This window comes from Candidatus Liberibacter americanus str. Sao Paulo (genome assembly GCF_000496595.1).
Taxonomy (GTDB): Bacteria; Pseudomonadota; Alphaproteobacteria; order Rhizobiales; family Rhizobiaceae; genus Liberibacter; species Liberibacter americanus.
This window is the reverse complement of record NC_022793.1, coordinates 683,760-703,550: the sequence shown is the minus strand read 5'-3', so window position 1 is coordinate 703,550 and position 19,791 is coordinate 683,760. Positions and strand designations below refer to the sequence as shown.

The window sequence follows — 19,791 nt, the reverse complement described above, 5'->3', positions numbered from 1 at the left end:
AGATAAAATATTTAAGATAAATATAATTATAAAGACATAAATATGCGCCCTACCTATCTTAATCCACTATTTTCACCTTTATCTACTATTCATGGAGTAGGTTCAAAATATATTACACTATTCTCTAAAATTGTAGACTATGGCAATAGCAGTGAGATACGTTTCATTGATTTACTATTCTACTATCCTTCATCTTTTATTGATCGCAGATATCGTCCAAAAATTTCTGAAATTTGCGAAGGACACATCGTAACAATAACAGGTTATATTAAAAACAATAACATCTCAATATCATCAAAAAATCGCACTTATAAAATTGTAATAAGCGATAGTACAGGTGATATAACATTATTGTTTTTTCATAAAAAAAATAAATGGCTAAATAATATATTTTTTGAAGGTAGAAAAATTACAGTTACAGGACAAATAAAAAAGTTCAATAATCAGCTTACAATGATTCATCCTAACTATATTTTTCAAGATTCTCAAAACACGATATTGCCAGTTATAGAGCCAGTTTACTCACTACCATCTGGATTATCTAAAAATTTTTTTAAAAAAGTAATCTGTGAAGCACTAGCAAGATTGCCAAAATTACCTGAATGGTTAGATGACGATCTATTGAAAAAGAAATCTTTTCCTCCATTAGCAGAAGCTTTTAAATCTACCCATAATCCAAGCGATGAGAATCATTTCAATTGGAATTCTCCAAACAGAGAAAGATTAGCTTATGATGAATTTTTAGCTGGACAAATATCACTTTTACTTATGAGAGCACAATTTAAAAAAGAAAAAGGATTTCCTATAAATATTAAAGAAGATTTGGGTAAGGATATACTGAAAAGGCTTCCATTCACTCCTACAGACAGTCAACTATCAGCTATTAAAGATGTTATTCAAGATATGTCTCAAAAAAATCGTATGCTACGTATTTTACAAGGAGATGTTGGATCAGGGAAAACGCTAGTAGCATTAATAGCTATGGTTGCAGCAGTAGAATCAGGAGGACAAGCCGTTATTATGGCACCTATTGCACTCTTGGCACATCAGCACTATGAATTTATTAAAAAATATACTCAAAAGTATAATATAAGTATTGAAATTATTACAGGGAACATATCAAAATCTCAAAGAAAAATAGCATTAGAACGAATAGCAAATGGTGAAGCAAAAATCATCATTGGAACTCATGCTCTTTTTCAAGATTCAATTAAATATCATAAACTAATTTTAATAGTTGTCGACGAACAACACAGATTTGGAGTACAGCAACGATTAAAATTAACCCAAAAAGGAATTTCTCCTCATGTATTGCTTATGACTGCAACACCAATTCCCCGCACATTAGTTATAACAGCTTTTGGTGATATGAATATATCTAAAATAACAGAAAAACCTATAGGAAGAAAACCAATTAAGACAGGTATTATTCCTATTAGCAAAGTAAACGAAGTCATCAAAAGACTGAAAAATGTTTTATCAAAAGGTAAAAAAGCTTATTGGATATGTCCCCAAATAGAAGGAAATGAAGAATCAAATTTATTCTCAGTTACAGAACGTTTCAAAATACTGCAAGAACACTTTAACTCAGAAATAGGACTAATCCATGGAAAAATGTCTGATACCGACAAAGAATTAATAATGGGTTCTTTTAAAAATGGGAAATGTAAACTTTTAGTTGCAACAACCGTTATTGAAGTTGGCATCGATATTATAGATGCATCTATTATTATTATAGAACATGCAGAACATTTTGGGCTCACACAACTACACCAATTAAGAGGACGAGTAGGACGAGGAAAAGAACTTTCTAGTTGTATTTTGCTATATTATCCACCTTTAAGCAAAATAAGTCATACAAGATTATCTACAATCAGGAATACAGAAGATGGATTTATAATCGCTGAAGAAGATTTAAAACAGAGAGGAGAAGGAGAAATTTTTGGAATTAAACAATCGGGAATGCCAAAATTTCTCGCAGCAAAACCTGAATTACACGCTGATTTACTAGAAATGGCACGTAATGATGCTAAGCTTCTGCTGCAAAAAGATCCAAATCTAAAAAGCAAAAGAGGACAAGCTATACGCATACTTCTATACTTGTACAGATATAACGAAGCATTTAAATTTATTGATGCTGGATAAATTAATGTAATAGATTGTTATTTTATAAGAGGCAAAGAATTTATTTAATAATGATTTTATTTAGAAAATTTTATACAAGCAATAAACAAAGATATTAAGAAGCAACTAATAAAACCAAAACCTTTATTAAATAAGCGAATGATCGAGTAAATAAATAGAAACGATATTACAGATATAATATATATTATTTAGCGACACTAACCGAAAACAAATAGAAAAAGACACTCATAAAAATTATATAAAATCACTAAGTTCGATTAATTAAAAAAATTATTGTATATAAGTGATTTTGCATAATATTTGAAAAACAACTGCGAGCAACAAGGATAATATCAATAAATCAGTCTTAAGTTAAAAGCTCTGCCTACCTCGATGACCAGAGAGGCGTTTGGTTGGATATCAAATACATCAAGATAGACAGGCAATAAATTTCTATATTGTAAAACTTGTTTGAAACATACCATCTTTATGGCCCGATAAATTTGAAACATACCATCTTTATGGCCCGATAAAATTGCCATAATATTTTTTAATTAGTAAGGCAATATTATCAACTTAACCACATAACTTTACATATAATATTATCTCACTAATAAATGCACTCGTTTATTAATTTCATTAATTATGCTTAATCCCAAAGAATTAGATACTTCTTTAATTTCTTGATTAGTATTATGTTCATTTATTTCAAAATACCTATCATTTCCAGAACACATTCTTAATGTATCTCTAGTGTAATCATCTGGGGAAATTCCTAAAGAAAATATTTTGATTATATCTTGTTTGATTTTCGCAACGCCACCATTTGTTCCATCAACATCATTTAAGGAATTACACATCAATTTGAGTTTATCTCTAAACTTAACAGGATATGAAAATTGATCGTCTTCTGCAACTATTAACATTAGTTTTACTTGCCTAATAGTATGCCCACGAATAAAAAAACAATCATTTGCTTTACTATGATTCATTATACCATTATGTTTAAAGCCTAGCAATTTTAATCGCACATTACGATAAGGTTTAACATCCCAATATGCTCTGTAGATCATGCCCTTTAAACGGGTTTGAGATTGAAGCCCATAATAAGTAAAAGCACCCTCCCCCCAAAAACTCATATAATCATAATCGTATGGAGCAATACAAAGTCTATCATGTTCAATATTTGGGAAAAAACTATTAAAAAATTTATATCTAATATTAGAATTTAATCTGCTAATATTATTATTTAGGTTATCATCTATCCATCTAAACGGAATAACAAGCAAAGATATATTATATTTAGCTGATAATTTTTTATGAGATACAATATTAAGTGTATCTTTTTTAATAAAAGAATTAAAAATAAAAGATCTGAGTTTTAACTTGAGTTCAATTGTTAATCCAACCGAAAAGTAATCAGATACAGAAGGCTTTTCATTAAAATATATGACTGCATTATTAACTATATAATCAATATCTCCTTTAGAAAATTTTGGATAATTATTAATCAAATTTTTTTTAATATTTTTTTTAATTATTATTTTTCTCCCTTCATCACTGCTATTCATATATTCAATGGAACTATGAAGTGATTCAGAAAGTGATTTATAGCAAATATAATCCAAATTATTTTTTGAATTTAAAATTTCAAGTATATCAAAAATAGTATCTGCAACAGTTAAAAAACTGGAAAAAAATATTACAAAAACTATAACAAAAGCACCGCTCTTACATTTTTTTAAACGTGAAAGAGATAATAAAAAATACCTATATTGAAACATGTTATACCTAAAAATTGATATATTAAAAATTTAATAAAAAAAGCAATATAAAAAATGATGTTTGTTATATAATATATTTTTTCTAATATACTAATTATATTATAAATAGAAGAGCTATTACATAAATATTTTACTAAAACGATACATAAACAATAAAAATATCCTATAAGCTATATAATATATAAGTTATAGTGCTCCCTTTAATAGAAAATACTGTTATAATATGATATATTGAATGAATTATAGGCTCGCTAGATTTGATTAAGTATCATATTGAAAATATAATGTTTAGATTTATTTATAAAAGCCATTTTTCCCGTATTGACATAACATCGTTTATGACCGATAATAATATCGGTATTTGGTATTTATTTGTTTGCTGATGTCGATATTTTTCAGTATAATGTTCTGATATTATAGTATATAATGTTTTAGCAGAAGTTCTGCAGTTTCGATTGGCTAACTTTGAAATGTTAATACCATTTTAATTTACGTTCGAAAGGAAATAAGCGGTGGCTACTGGTTCTATTAAGTGGTTTTGTCTTAATAAGGGGTATGGATTTATTGAGCCCAGTGTTGGTGAAAGAGATGTTTTTTTGCATAAATCTGCTGTTATAAATGCCGGCATATCTGTAAAAGGCGGCGAAAAAGTTTCTTATGATTTCATAAAAGACGATGCCACAGGAAAAACTTATGCAGATAATCTTAAGCTTCTGTAGTTATTCCGATAACTGATAGTGTTAAGGAGCCTTTACAAGGTCGTAATTTATTCAAAAAAGGTTTTTTTCACTCTTTGTACTAGTTCTTTATGCTATAAGAGAAAATTCTTCTTAAAAAGGGAATTTTCTCTTTTTTTAACAAATTAAATTTATTTTAAAAACGATAATAAATAAAATTAAGTTGATACTCTTGTTTCACTATGTTATTTCACATAACTTTTTCTAGATGTTAAAATAAGTAAATTTACAATGGTAGTCTAAGTAGGTACCACAATACTACTATTATATGATTACGACGATTTTGTGTTGTAATTATAGGAAGATATTGATTATTTCATGTTACGAGAAATACAAAAATAACTTGTAGAAAAGTCTATTAAGCTATTGTATGGATCGCATGTTATGTATTGCTCCAACTTGATCTTAAAAAATCATGTTTTCTGTCATTTTGATTAATTTTCTAAAGGAAGAGTTAATAAATAAATCTTGTGTGATTGAACATAGTGATAAGTTTTATCCCCTATATCTATAGATATGATTAAAAATGAGGATAATGAAAATTATTTATATATCAATTCTAGCGATTATATTTCAATTGATAATGACTTTAAGAATATGCCATAAAATTAATACTTTCACCATATATTAATAAAGAAATAACGCCTAATGGGAAAATGATATACTATTCCCGTAATTATCAGATTATAGCACACGCCTGCTCCAACAACATGAACATGATTTATGAAACATTATTCTTTATCTTTATCAGTCGCAACTCTGTAATCATCATATATAAACCAAATAAAAAAAAGACTACTAATCTTATGCGACTTATTCAGAAATATCAAAAAAAATCTCATTGGATAAGTTCATCTTTTTAATTATAAAAAAATTTTTGACAATCATTTAAATATGTTCAGGAAAAGTCAGGAGATTTTAATTATCAGGAAACAACAATTAAACACATCCGTTTAGGTTTAGAGAAGAGGAAAATTAGACTATCTTGCATAATATAGTCTTACTAAAATGCGGGCATTATTAAAATAAACGCATAATTAAAAATATCTATAAGTAAAATAATGCATATATATGATTCCAAATATAAGACTGGTGATTCCAAATACTATATAACAGAAGATATGGATAAATTTAAAAACTATTGGAAAGAAATGTCTATTCCACGCCTCGCTTTTGAATTTATTCTTTATACTCAATTACCTTGTTCAAATGCATGTAGAGCAGAAAATCAACATTTAAATTGTAATCTCTTTTCTATAAAAAACCAAAAATCTGGGACAATTATATCTATAGAACTATCCGATAATTTCATAAAATTACTTTAAATTATATCAAATGCTAAATAAACGTTTTTTATAAATAATTAATGAAGAACAATAAACGTCTAAAATTTAGTATGTGGTTTGCATATAGAGATAAAAAGTAGTATTTAATAAATATGCTAATGAAATAATATCAACAAAATATGGAACTAAATATCAAAATATAACGATATTATAGAACAACAATATCTCAAGATGAAACATATCCCAAATAATAAAATATTATACATCTAGGAACCAAAAATTCCAAGCTTATTCATTTATCAATTAAGATAACCTAAACTTAGGTAAGGATGGTATAAATAATTGCAAAAAAAAACATCATTAAATCAAATGCTAATTTGAATAATTATAAAAATATGATATTAAGCGACTGTATCTTATAATGATTATGGCTAATTATTAAAAAATCAGTACACTTTATATATCGTATCGATATATAATTATTCGATTAGGATAATCAGTAAAGGAAAGTTTAATTGCAAATACATCAAAATATAAGCTTAACATTCCCTGATGGTTCAACCAAGGATTTTTCCATAAATACAACGGGATATGATGTTGCAGAATCTATATCAAAATCTTTAGCTAAAAAAGCAATTGCTATTGTATTAAATGGTAAAATATTGGACTTATCGGAAACAATACATGAAGGATCAATTGAAATAATAACTTATGAAGATCCTAGGTCCTTATCAATTATTCGCCACAGCTGTGCTCATATCATGGCTGAAGCAGTGCAGAGTATATGGCCAGGGACTAAAGTAGCAATTGGTCCAGTGATAGAAAACGGTTTTTACTATGATTTTGACAAGAAAGAACCTTTTAGCACTGCTGATTTCCCTAAAATTGAAAAAAAAATGAAAGAAATTATTCACAGAAATTCTATTTTTGTAAAAAAGATAATGTCTCGTGAATCAGCAAAGGAATTATTTAAATCTAAGAAAGAAGAATATAAAGTAGAAATTATAGATAAAATTCCATCAGAACAAGATATAACCATTTATGACCAAGGTGGCTGGATTGATCTATGTCGTGGAACACATATGCGATCGACAGGACAAGTCAAAATGTTTTTTAAATTAATGAAAGTAGCAGGAGCATATTGGCGAGGAGATAGTTCTCGCCCAATGTTATCACGCATTTATGGCACTGTATGGAATTCTCAAAAAGAGCTAACACAATACTTAGATTTTCTTGCAGAAACTGAAAAACGAGATCATAGAAAGCTTGCACGTGAAATGAATCTTTTCCATGTAGCAGATGATGGATCAGGAGTTATTTTTTGGCATAAAAAAGGATGGCAGTTATTTAAAAATCTTATATCTTATATGCGAAGAAAAATTGATAATGATTATGAAGAAATCAATACTCCTCAAGTATTAGATAAATCTCTTTGGGAAAAATCAGGTCACTGGGATTGGTATAGGGAAAATATGTTCTCCGTCAAATGTGCTGATGAAGAAAAAGAAGACGTACGTTCATTTGCTCTCAAGCCAATGAATTGCCCCGGGCATGTCGAAGTTTTCAAACACGGATTGAAATCTTATCGTGAACTTCCTATTCGTTTGGCAGAGTTCGGATCTGTATATCGCAACGAACCATCTGGAGCATTACATGGGTTAATGCGTGTACGTGGCTTTACACAAGATGATGCACATGTTTTTTGTACTAAAGAACAAATGGCTAATGAATGTATTAAAATTCATGATCTCATAGTATCAGTGTATAGAGACTTTGGATTTGATAAAATTACTGTTAAACTTTCTACTCGCCCAGAAAAACGTGTTGGTTCTGACCTATTATGGGATGACGCTGAACACATTCTAAAAGATGTCCTTAATACTATAGAAAAATCATCTAATGGAAATATTGATACTGGTATTTTACCAGGCGAAGGGGCTTTTTACGGGCCAAAATTTGAATACGTATTGAAAGATGCTATTGGTCGAGATTGGCAATGTGGAACCACACAAATTGATTTTAATCTTCCTGATAGATTTGACGCATACTATATTAATCAGAAATCTGAAAAATGTCATCCTGTTATGATACATAGAGCTATATTTGGATCTATTGAACGCTTTATTGGCATTTTAATTGAAAATTTTGGAGGAAACTTACCACTATGGATTTCTCCTATACAAGTGATTGTAACAACTATTACTTCATCTACTATCAATTATGCTAATGAAGTTGCAATGATTTTAAGAAGCAACGGCCTATCAGTTGAAACAGATTTTCGAAATGAAAAAATAAATTATAAAATAAGAGAACATTCTGTAAAAAAAATTCCAGTTATAATTATATGCGGCAATAAAGAAGCAGATGATCGTTCTGTTAATATTAGACGCCTTGGATCACAATCACAAACATCTATAAATCTTTCAAATGCAGTAGAAATACTTAAAAATGAATCTCTGCCACCTGATATGATCAAAAAAATCTGATAAATATATATTAATCAATAAATATTTTATTATATTATATTATATCTACAGAATAAAACATTATAAAAATAAATGATTTGATGGTACTCATCATATTAATTCAATATAATGACTGTTTTAATTGATTTCATTAAAGTTTATTTGCATAAAAATAAATTATAACAATCTAATATATTTAAAAAATTGAAAAGATACGAATGTAAAAAACAACTGAAGTCTCAGCAATATAAATGTTATTAGCTACTGAAATACTGGTTCAAACAAAAGTAGCCCCCCTATTAGTCTAAGGCTCTATTATTTTTAAAAATATTATTAAAGATTGTATTTAAAAAATCTTTTTATATTGTATATTGATAGTTTTTTTGCATAATAAAATACAATATTATATTAACTATAAATAATTTATTGCTGTATTTTAAATATTATTTTTATACCAATATTTGAAAATAAATTAAATAAATCGGCAATTATTAAATATTGAAGCAGAATTGTGGCAATATATTGCAAAAAAGTATAAAAATATCGATAGCACAACTTAATACAACTGTTGGAGATATTGTTGGTAATATCTCTAAAGCTCGACTTGCACGAGCAGAAGCAGCCTCTCAAGGTGCAGACCTTATCTTATTTACAGAACTATTTATATCTGGATATCCACCTGAAGATTTAGTATTCAAAAAACATTTTATACAAGCATGTTATGATGCAATGGATAGTCTGCGAGATGATACTAATGATAATGGTCCTGGAATAATTATAGGATTTCCTCGTCAATATAAAGATGGAGTTATGAATTCGGTTGCAATTCTTGATGAAGGCAATATCATTGGAATCCGCGATAAAATTAATCTTCCTAATTATGATGAGTTCCATGAGAAAAGAAATTTTCTATCAGGAACTATAAATGATTTTATTGAATTCCGAAATATTAAAATTGGCGTGATAATATGCGAAGATATTTGGAAAAATTCAGATATTTGCCATCATTTAAAAAAACAGGGAGCAGAATTAATTTTTTCTATCAATGCTTCGCCTTATTGTCGTGATAAATTGGCAAAACGACATGAAATAGTACGTAAGCAAATTGAAAAAATAAATTTACCAATTGTGTATGCCAATCAAGTTGGCGGACAAGATGAGCTAGTATTTGATGGCAACAGTTTTTGTTTTAATCATGATAATAAATTAGCTTTTCAAATGAAACACTGTGAAGAACAAAATATGATCACCCAATGGATATATGATAAAAAATCTCGTTGGCATTGCAAGAGTGATTTGCCTCAATACAAAACTCACATATCATTATCAGAGGAACTAGATTATAGTGTATGCGTTCTTGGTTTACGTGATTATGTAAAAAAAAATAACTTTCATAAAGCCCTTATTGGAATATCTGGAGGAATCGATTCAGCTTTGTGTGCTACAATGGCTGTTGATGCTCTAGGGAAAGAAAACGTACAAACAATCATGCTACCCTATATATACACGTCCAAGCAAAGCTTAGAAGATGCTTTAACGTGTACAACAAGATTAGGCTGTCAATACGATATCTTACCTATTAACGATATTGTTGATAATTTCTTTTGTCTAATGTCAAAAATATTCAAAGAAAAATTAACCGGCATCGTTGCAGAAAATATACAAAGTCGTATTAGAGCTAATATTTTAATGACAATATCTAATAAATCAGGATCAATACTACTAACGACAAGTAATAAATCGGAAATATCAGTCGGATATGGAACTATATATGGTGATATGACTGGAGGATTCAATCCAATCAAAGATCTTTATAAAACACAAATTTATAGATTAGCATCTTGGAGAAACTCAAATTGTATATCTGGAGGATTGGGACCTAGCGGCGAGGTTATTCCTATTAGTATTATTGAAAAACCCCCTTCTGCTGAGTTGCATTTTAATCAAACGGATCAAGAATCTTTGCCACCTTATCATATTTTAGATTATGTTATTGAACGAATGGTTGAACATGAAGAATCTTGTAAAATAATTGCAGGAGAAAAATATGATTTGAATGACATTCATCATATAGCAAACCTATTATATCGATCTGAATACAAACGTAGACAGGCTGCATTAGGCATAAAAATCACCAAAAAAAGCTTTGGTCGCGATCGATTATATCCAATAAGCAATAAATTTAGAGATAAATAGAGTTTTATTAATAAAATATATCATTACATGAATTTTATAAGTAATTAATCATTTTATACAGCTAATAAGCAAAATTATTCAGTATATTACAATAACTAAATTATAGTTTGTGATTTTATAATTTTTTATATATAAGGTCTAATCAATGGATGATAATATCTATATTTTTATAAATCCAATCCATTATTTTTTATATAGTTCCTGCAGTTTTATAATTTCTTTAATTGATTATATTATTAACTATCATGTATTTTATTATATGTTCATTATAAATATCTGAAACACAACAAAATAAATTATATAAAAACAAGCTATAATGTTAGTAACATAAATTGTAATTAGTGTTGCTTAAATCAGAATTAGATATCTTTTAGATAAGGTAAATTTATAATAATTTTTAATAAGAAATCAATAAATTATTTATTTTAAACTAAATATAATTTAGTTATTGACTAAAATATAAAATAGCATATAGACTATAACGTATTTTATTTTTAACAATATTCATACGGAGATATTTTATGTATAATATAAATATTAAAAGTATTTTATTTGGATCTTCATTATCATTATCTATGCTTTTTAGTGCCTGTTATTTTTTTAAAAAAGATGATAATAAACCGCCTTCTAGTGTAAATAATAATACACCAGTTACTAGTGTAAATAATAATACACCAGCTACTAGTGTAAATAATAATACATTGGATACTAGTGTAAATAATAATACACCGGCTACTAGTGTAAATAATAATACACCGGATACTAGTGTAAATAATAATGAAAAATTAAATAAAAAATTAAGAACAAAAAGAAATGTGAGAATAAATACAAATCCGGAGATAATATATTATACGTAAAGTGGAAGTTAATTTTATGAGTTAATTTAATTTATGTATATATTGTAAACAATATTATCGATATACACTTATATCATATGTATATAGTATGAAGCAAATAATTTAGACTTCAAATAATATAAAAATAAAATATAAAATGCAATAATATAGAAAAAGATATTTTAAATAAAATATCTTTTTCTAAACTTATAAAAAAACGTTAGGATAACAAAAAGTATATCATCGAATAATATAAGCAACATTAAATCTAAAAATTCAAAATCCATTTTTATAAAACTCTATTTTTTGCCTTTTCTAGTTTAGATTTAATAATTAAGTCAAATATATTAACTAGTAATAAATTGAATAAGTTGTGATCTTTAACAATTTTAAATTTACTTAAATATAAGTTATGAAAATAAAATAAAAAATATTAAAACTAAGCCTAAAATAATTCTCTAATAGATTAATTATAAAAAAATACCTGATAATTATCAGATATACTATTCAAATTAACAATTGTTTATTAGTAATTAATGAGTAATTGTAAGGCGCCACAGGACATATTATTACTTAAAATAGATGTAAATTTTATATTAATGGAATAACAAATAATGTATATTAAAAAAGCTATACTGGCATCTGTGATTTTATCAACTTTTATATTAGATGACTGTCAGTCATCATCAATACAAACTATAAATTTATCAACCCAATATAAAAATAAAGAACGATCATCAAAAAATAAACAAAAGATTGAAAAAGAAATTATAGCAATTACTTCAAAAATTGAAGAAATAAAAAAAGACATTAAAATTAAAAATAAAGAAGCTGAGATTGCTGCAATAGCCGAAAAAGAAGTTACGAACAAAGATACGAAAATAAAAAAAGAAAATACTAGTGATCTATATCAACAGGATATTTTACAAAAAATTATAGAAGTTAAAAACAGTGAAGAATCTGAAGTAAAAAAATCTAAGTCAGAAACTATTAACACTGGGATATTACTTAAAGATAAAATAGAGGCAGCTGAAAAAAATGAAAAAGATGAAAAAGAAGCTAAAAGTAAAGCTGATAAAGCCAGAAAACAGGCTGAAAATCTATCAAATAAACTAAATAAACTTAAATTAAAACTGCAAAATTTAAATAAAGAATTAAAAAATCTTTAATAAAAGATATTATTAAAACTACTAAAGAAAACATTTAAACCTATATAATATGAAAATAAAATTATAATAAACAGAAAAATATTTATAGATGATATCTAAAAAAAAATCTTTTACCATATAAAGTAATTAAACATTTCTTTAAGTCTTGAGTTATTTTTATAATGGTTATAAATTAAGTACCGTATTTGTTAGATCGCTATTAATAAATATTATTCTTTTTAACCGATATTTATCAATGCTTTAGGAAAACTTATGGTAGCAGGAAAAGTTGCTTTTTTAACGTCAGGCGGTATTGCTCCATGTCTGTCTTCAGTCATTGGAATGCTCATTAGTAGATATAACGAAATTCTTCCCAAAGCGGACTTAATTGCTTATCGTTCAGGATATGAAGGATTGCTTTTAGACGACAAGATTGAAATATCTTCAAATATGCGTCAAAATGCAGAAAAATTGATTAATTATGGCGGATCACCTATAGGAAATAGTCGTATAAAACTAACCAATATTGAAGATTGTATTAAACGCAATTTAATACACAAAGATGAAAGCCCTTTAGAAGTAGCAGCACGTCATATCATAAAAGATGGTATAAGTATTCTACATACGATAGGAGGAGATGATACGAATACTACAGCTGCAGATCTTCTAAGCTATTTAAGGAAAAAAAACCACCATCTTACCATAGTTGGATTACCTAAAACTATAGACAATGATATTATTCCTATAAATCAATCTTTAGGAGCATTAACGGCTGCTAAAATGACCGCAAATTTTTTCGATAATATTTCTAATGAGCGTAGTGCAACACCTAACAGTCTAATTATCCATGAAGTTATGGGGAGAAATTGTGGTTGGCTGACAGCATGTGCTGCAAAATATTATTTAGAAATGATTAGCAATAGAGAATATGTTGACGGATTTATGTTTTCATCTGACTTTAAAGGAATAGATGGTATCTATTTACCGGAAATGTTATTTGATTTCGAAAGAGAGTCTGAAAGACTTAAAAAAATTATGCAAGATAAAGGATCTGTTGCTATTTTTGTTTCCGAAGGAGCTTGTCATGATGCTATTATCAAGGATCGCGAATCATCTGGCAATAATATTCAAAGGGATCCCTTCAATAACATTATGCTTGATAAAATAAATGTAGGTTCTTGGTTTGCCGATAAATTTTCTAGTTACATAAAAGCAGAAAGATCTATTGTACAAAAATCAGGATATTTCGCTCGTTCTGCCCCCTCTGAAGAGGAAGATTTAGTTTTGATAAAAAAGATGTCTTATCTGGCAGTTGATAGCGCAATAGATGGCATGTCAGGTGTTATCGGAGAAGACGAAAGAGAAAATAATATTTTAAAGGTCATTAAATTCGAAGACATTAAAGGCGGGAAAAAATTTGATATAAAGAAACCGTGGTTTGCCGATATATTACAACATACAGGTCAAAAAATATAATAATATGAAATGATTCAATTTCAATCTTAATCTATAATTCTATTATTTTACAATATCTTAATTGTTATAAGTGCAAAAATTCAATTTTAAAAATGAATGATGGATTATAAATATATGGTTGTTATCTCATAAAATGCATTTTGATATTTAGATAAGTCGATTCAAAAAAACAATTAGCAAATTAATAAGTACTATCTCTTATACATAGCTATAATCTATCCTACTATATTTGATTAATCATAAATCCAACACATTAATCTATTATATATTATTAATAATCTATAATTTATATTTTATAATATAAACAATATAATAAATATATTAATCAACTAAAAATACCACTACAAGCATCTAAAAAAGCATAATAATAAAAAAAATATTTTTACTTTTTAATAGTAATCAAGAATCATCTCTTTTATCTGGAGGAACTATCCCAGCCATACCATCTAAGAGATCTCTTTCTGACATCTGTCTAAAAGCAACCTGTTTTTGTTCAGAGAAATCATTATAATAATCATGATCTGAGGAGTGATTTATTTCAGAATCAGGCTCATCAACCTCAACGTGTTTTTGAAGAGAATGGATGAAGTCTTCTTCAAGATCATCTGGGGATAAGTTACCATCTGCGATCTCCCGCAATGATAAAACTGTATTTTTATCATTCCCAGATGTAATAGTTGGACGAGCCCCTTGTGATATATTACGAGCACGATGACTAGCAAGAAGAACGAGATCAAATCTATTTTCAACTTTATCAATACAATCTTCTACCGTAACACGAGACATGAAAACTCCAAAACATTTAAAAAGTAAAAATTAAAACACATAATAACCATATAAATACAATAAAATAATGATAATTTCAAGTTCTTAATGGCAAACTTTGTCTCATATCTCTTGCACTTCTAGAATATTTTTAATAAACAGGTTGCAGATACACTCGTTTAAGGAGAGATGAATAAATTATAAATAGCAATTGTATATCATAAAATATATATTTCATCGTTTATAATTGCCAAATATAAAGTTTAAAAAGTATATAATATAATTTAAGTTAAAATAGGTAGTAATTAAAAATGTTTGATTCTAATGAAAAAATTGTTCTTTTTATTGATGGAGCAAATCTTTATGCCGCTTCTAAAGCATTGGGATTTGATATTGATTATCGCAAGCTTCTAAAAGCATTTAAATCACGTGCTAATGTATGGAGAGCATATTATTATACTGTTATTGTTGGAGATGCAGAACAACAATATTCGCCTTTACATCCTTTGCTTGATTGGTTGCACTATAACGGGTTCAAAGTCGTCGCAAAAAATGCAAAAGAATTTACGGATTCTACAGGACGAAAAAAAATTAAAACAAGTATGGAAATTGAATTAGCAGTTGATGCTTTTGAACAATCTCAGGGAGTTGATAGTCTTGTAATATTTTCAGGGGATGGCGATTTTACAACATTGGTAGAAGCTCTTCAAAGAAGATCTAAGAAGATTACTATTGTTTCAACAGTTCTATCAAATCCTCCTATGGTTTCTGATCAGCTACGTCGCCAAGCAGATAATTTTATAGATCTTGCTTATTTAAAGAACGAGATTCAACGAGATTCCGTTGAGGATGACCCTACTGCAGAACAGTTGCTTCCTGATGATATAATAAATAACATGGTATAATTATAATTTATTGTGCTATGATTATAATTTAAGCAAGATTATATATATACTTTCTTATAATAAAAAAATGATTATTGATTTGATACAATAAAACTGATACTTTTCATAGTATAGTTTTATAGTATCGATGAATAAATTCTATATATCTAGAAATTAATAATTACATATAATAATATATATGTATTAAAATAAAATATTTTATTTTGCATAATTTTTATCAATTATCATTTTATGTTTTGTTCATATATGTACGATTAAATATTATAAAATGATGAGGTCAATAGATTTTCAGTAGTTATATAATATTATGCTTGTTATTCTTAATATTTATAATAGCACATAATAAAAACGATTTTGGTATTTATAAATTAGTTAATTTTTATAGTATTTCTTTAAATGTACAGGAATATATATTTTCCTTTGTTTTTTATTCAAATATTTAGAATGTATTATAGGAGTTGGAATAACACTATAATTTTTTCGTTTATTTGAAGAAAGAAGCTGATTTTGTAAATTTCTATCACTACAATCAGTCAATGATACGATGTGACTGGTTGTTAAAAGATATGGAATCCTAACAACTTTCTCTTTATATTCGCATCCTACAGGCAATAAAATTGGCTTGCTATGCAATTTGAGTGAGGATAATAGGTATTGACGATCATTTCCACCTAACATCGCCATTCCAAGATAATGAGCGTGTACCTTTACAACGCCTCTATTTTCGATCATAAGAATTCTTGCAGCCGCATTGGAAAGATCTATAAGACGATCATCGTGATACGGCCCACGATCATTTACACGAACGACAATAGATAAACCATTTTCTAAATTGGTTACACGTACATAACTTGGTAAAGGAAGCGTCGGATGAGCAGCAGTAAGAGATTCTGTATCATAAATCTCACCATTAGCAGTTAAACGCCCGTGAAATGCAGAACCATACCAAGAAGCAGTTCCAATTACAGCATATGAAATATATTCCCTAGGGATATAATGCCTACCTTTAATTTGATAAGGTTTCCCTAAAACATAATAGCCTCCCCCTTTGGGAACAGCTTTACCAAAAACAACACGTTCGCTAGCACTTACGCCATATCTACTTTCTGGAAAATATTCATTATCCTGATTAACTAAGTTTCTATTAGTCATGACAAAACAAGAATTAATACTTAGAACAGAAATAAAAATTAAAACTATTTTTAGCAAATGTAGAAAATATGACTTATCCAAAAAAAACTCCACTTAATTGAAAAAACAATTAAAAAATTAACATATTATAAAATTATATTTTTTCCAATAATATCAAAAAACAATCAAAAATTTTATTGTGGAAAAATACAATTTTTAAAAAAGAAATAAGATTAATATTTTATCTCTGTCTATAACAAAAAAAATACAAAAAACGTAACTGGATTATACATCTTTTTTCCCTTTTAAGCCCTCAAGAATTTTAAATCAATAAATACCTATTTCATCTACTTTTTACAATTTATAATTCATAACTTACAATTTATTAGATAATTGAATAAAACTTAATTAAATGACAATTAAATTATTAGCTCAAATAATAGGTTATTTTTAACAAAAATACAGCTCTATTAATCAATCATTCTATCTGTAATATATAATAATGAATATTATAGACGTTAAAAAGATGTATTAAATTCCTTGGATATGCTCATCAGTATTTTTATTCGGTTGTAGCTTTATTTGAAGAAGATAAACACTTTATAAATCATAAAAAATATAAGAAATATAAAGCATCAACATTTAAAATGTACAAAAATAATTATATAAAAGAATAAAAAAAAGTAGACGAAATAGAAACAGGAAAAAGAATTTGAATATATAAAATATTATTAATATAAATATGTTTGTTAGTACTGATGATTGCATCTTATTTTTATATTTTTAATTATGATTAGTGATTAAATCCTTATCAGTGCATATTATATAATTCATGATATTATAAACTAATTATGCTGCAAAATTTTCATATATTATATCTTTATATCTCTTGTTTTTAAGATATATATATAAATAGCATAATTGATATTGCTACCAAGAGCATTTGTAAAAACAATTTAAATAAAATTCTTAGATTTAGTTTGAACAAAAATATATTATATATAATCAAAAGTAAATGTTATCTCAAAATCGTTCTATTAATCAAAATTAAGCCACCAATCATAATTATCATTAATAACATTAATATTCGAAGTATCGATTCTAAAAAGCCATTCTTTCACAAATAAACCATTAATTACTATGTGAGGAGCGATATCTGCTAATGGCACTATTACAAAACCTCTTTTGGTAATATATGGATGAGGTATTGTTAATCGATCTGTTATACATTCAAGATTACCGAATAAAAGAATATCAAGATCAATTGTGCGAGCCCCCCATAATTGGTCACGTTTTCTATTTAAATTATTTTCAATAGACAATAAAATATCCAAAAATTCGTTAGGCATAATTTGTGTTTTAATAAGAGCCGCAGCATTCAAAAAAAGATCCTGATCTTTTTTACCCCAAGGAGGCGTTTGATATAGACGTGATACAGATAATATTTCACAATCCTTATGATCATTAATTAATCTTAAAGCTTGAACAATATATTGTTTTTTATTGCCAATGTTGCTTCCTATTCCAATTGCGACAATATCATGATCTTGCCTAATCGGTATACTCAACTCTGGTTTCCACATAATCAAGTATACCTTTAATCGATGCGCTGGGTTTTCTTACAGTAACAACAACACGTACTATTCTTTTAAATTCTTTAAGCAATTTTTTTGCAATACTAGAAGCAAGAGACTCGATAAGATTATGTCTTGTACCCATAATAACTTTTTCCGTTATAGCAAAAACATCACTATAGTCGATTGTACTTTCTAAACTATCACTCTCTAAGACAGAATCTTTTATAATCTCCATTTCTATATCAACAAAAAAACGCTGTCCTTTAATTTCTTCTTCTTTATAAACACCATGATTAGAGAAAAAGGCACAATTTTTTAAAAATATTATATAATTTTTCGACACTTAACTCATTCCTTATCACCTAAACTATCGTGTGTATAAATACTTTTAGACTGTATAACAGCATCAGTTAGACGCAAAGCATCTATATTGATTTTCACGTTATGCACTCTAAAAATATTTGCTCCAGCAACTCTCAATAGGCAATTTGCCACAGCAGTGCTGCAATCTCGATCTAAGGATCTATTCCTTCCTGTTATTTTCCCTAAAAATCTTTTTCTTGAGACACCAACTAATATTGGGAAATCAAGCTGATTAAATTTTGAAAAATCTGCTATTATGGAAAGGTTTTCTTTAGTATTTTTTGAAAATCCAAAACCTGGATCAAGAACTATACAATCACGATTTATACCTTCACGAAAAGCAATTTCTAAAGATTTTTTTAAAAAATAAAATTGATCTTCAAAAACTTCGCAAAGCTTTGTGCGATTACGCCCCGTATGCATAATACAAACACCAGCTCCATATTTTGCAATTGTTGCGGCCATATTTTTATCATGTTGCAATCCAAATACATCATTAATAATATGTGCTCCTGCTCTAATGGCTAATTTAGCCGTTTCAGATCTATATGTATCAACTGAAATAATAGCATCTGTAATATTAGATAATTCTTCTATAACAGGGATAATACGAGCCTGCTCTTCTTTTGCGCTTATTGGCACAGCATTAGGATTTGTAGATTCTCCTCCAATATCAATAATATCAGCCCCCTCTTCTAAACAATTGATAGAATGGGAAATAGCTTTTTCAGCAATTAAATAATCCCCTCCATCAGAGAATGAATTTGGAGTAACATTAATAATTGCCATAATAAGTGGTTTATAATCTATATTTATGCTGCGATTATGGGCAGTTTTCCAAATACGATAAAAATCTTTTTCCATATTAAACAGGTTTCCCTAATAATATCTAATTATAATTTAATTAAATATATTGTATTATGAGTGTTTCATTTAAAAATAAATTTCATATGCTGACTTATAAATAAAATGATTTTCATGTATTCACTCTATAAAAG

General features: G+C 27.4%; 15 protein-coding genes. 9 read left to right on the top strand and 6 right to left on the bottom strand.

The window, feature by feature from the left end; translation table 11 throughout:
* Positions 1-42 precede the first annotated feature (42 nt).
* A complete protein-coding gene (recG, locus tag LAM_RS02975) occupies positions 43-2,145 on the top strand; it encodes an ATP-dependent DNA helicase RecG (RefSeq protein WP_007557507.1) in 2,103 nt (700 codons plus the stop codon).
* 581 nt (positions 2,146-2,726) lie between these two features.
* Here the strand turns inward: recG and LAM_RS02970 are convergent.
* Entirely contained in the window at positions 2,727-3,908 is a 1,182-nt protein-coding gene (locus tag LAM_RS02970; protein WP_007557508.1) for a CLIBASIA_04065 family virulence factor, read from the bottom strand.
* Positions 3,909-4,420: 512 nt separating this feature from the next.
* Between LAM_RS02970 and LAM_RS02965 the strand changes: the two genes are divergently transcribed.
* The 7 genes from LAM_RS02965 to LAM_RS02935 all read left to right on the top strand — a co-directional run bounded on the left by LAM_RS02965 (position 4,421) and on the right by LAM_RS02935 (position 14,052).
* The gene (locus tag LAM_RS02965) at positions 4,421-4,627 is read left to right on the top strand and encodes a cold-shock protein (RefSeq protein WP_023466303.1); all 207 of its coding nucleotides are present in this window, start codon (positions 4,421-4,423) and stop codon (positions 4,625-4,627) included.
* Between the two features lie 1,079 nt (positions 4,628-5,706).
* Positions 5,707-5,970, top strand: coding sequence for a hypothetical protein (locus LAM_RS02960; RefSeq protein WP_023466299.1), 264 nt, complete (start codon positions 5,707-5,709; stop codon positions 5,968-5,970).
* Positions 5,971-6,452: 482 nt separating this feature from the next.
* Complete coding sequence (thrS, locus tag LAM_RS02955) at positions 6,453-8,417, top strand: threonine--tRNA ligase (RefSeq protein ID WP_040055951.1); 1,965 nt, start codon at positions 6,453-6,455, stop codon at positions 8,415-8,417.
* Between the two features lie 477 nt (positions 8,418-8,894).
* On the top strand, positions 8,895-10,592 hold the full coding sequence (locus tag LAM_RS02950) for an NAD+ synthase (protein WP_007557572.1): 1,698 nt from the start codon (positions 8,895-8,897) through the stop codon (positions 10,590-10,592).
* A 521-nt stretch (positions 10,593-11,113) separates the two neighbouring features.
* Positions 11,114-11,449, top strand: a complete 336-nt coding sequence (locus LAM_RS02945) for a hypothetical protein (protein WP_007557575.1) — start codon at positions 11,114-11,116, stop codon at positions 11,447-11,449.
* A gap of 593 nt (positions 11,450-12,042) precedes the next feature.
* Positions 12,043-12,597, top strand: coding sequence for a hypothetical protein (locus tag LAM_RS02940; RefSeq protein ID WP_007557576.1), 555 nt, complete (start codon positions 12,043-12,045; stop codon positions 12,595-12,597).
* 252 nt (positions 12,598-12,849) lie between these two features.
* Complete coding sequence (locus LAM_RS02935) at positions 12,850-14,052, top strand: pyrophosphate--fructose-6-phosphate 1-phosphotransferase (protein ID WP_007557578.1); 1,203 nt, start codon at positions 12,850-12,852, stop codon at positions 14,050-14,052.
* A gap of 399 nt (positions 14,053-14,451) precedes the next feature.
* Here LAM_RS02935 and rpoZ read toward each other — a convergent pair whose 3' ends face one another.
* The gene (gene rpoZ, locus LAM_RS02930) at positions 14,452-14,838 is read right to left on the bottom strand and encodes a DNA-directed RNA polymerase subunit omega (RefSeq protein WP_007557580.1); all 387 of its coding nucleotides are present in this window, start codon (positions 14,836-14,838) and stop codon (positions 14,452-14,454) included.
* 290 nt (positions 14,839-15,128) lie between these two features.
* Here rpoZ and LAM_RS02925 point away from each other — a divergent pair, with 290 nt between their 5' ends.
* A complete protein-coding gene (locus tag LAM_RS02925; RefSeq protein ID WP_023466298.1) occupies positions 15,129-15,722 on the top strand; it encodes a LabA-like NYN domain-containing protein in 594 nt (197 codons plus the stop codon).
* A 372-nt stretch (positions 15,723-16,094) separates the two neighbouring features.
* On the opposite strand, the gene LAM_RS05580 is transcribed toward LAM_RS02925, so the two are convergent.
* The 4 genes from LAM_RS05580 to folP all read right to left on the bottom strand — a co-directional run bounded on the left by LAM_RS05580 (position 16,095) and on the right by folP (position 19,657).
* The gene (locus LAM_RS05580; protein ID WP_007557534.1) at positions 16,095-16,955 is read right to left on the bottom strand and encodes a septal ring lytic transglycosylase RlpA family protein; all 861 of its coding nucleotides are present in this window, start codon (positions 16,953-16,955) and stop codon (positions 16,095-16,097) included.
* Positions 16,956-17,890: 935 nt separating this feature from the next.
* Positions 17,891-18,421, bottom strand: coding sequence for a 2-amino-4-hydroxy-6-hydroxymethyldihydropteridine diphosphokinase (gene folK / locus LAM_RS02915; RefSeq protein WP_007557532.1), 531 nt, complete (start codon positions 18,419-18,421; stop codon positions 17,891-17,893).
* Positions 18,405-18,773, bottom strand: coding sequence for a dihydroneopterin aldolase (gene folB, locus LAM_RS02910; RefSeq protein WP_007557531.1), 369 nt, complete (start codon positions 18,771-18,773; stop codon positions 18,405-18,407). Before folB ends, folK begins: the two co-directional genes overlap by 17 nt.
* Before the next feature lie 5 nt (positions 18,774-18,778).
* A complete protein-coding gene (folP, locus tag LAM_RS02905; RefSeq protein WP_007557530.1) occupies positions 18,779-19,657 on the bottom strand; it encodes a dihydropteroate synthase in 879 nt (292 codons plus the stop codon).
* Positions 19,658-19,791: the final 134 nt, after the last annotated feature.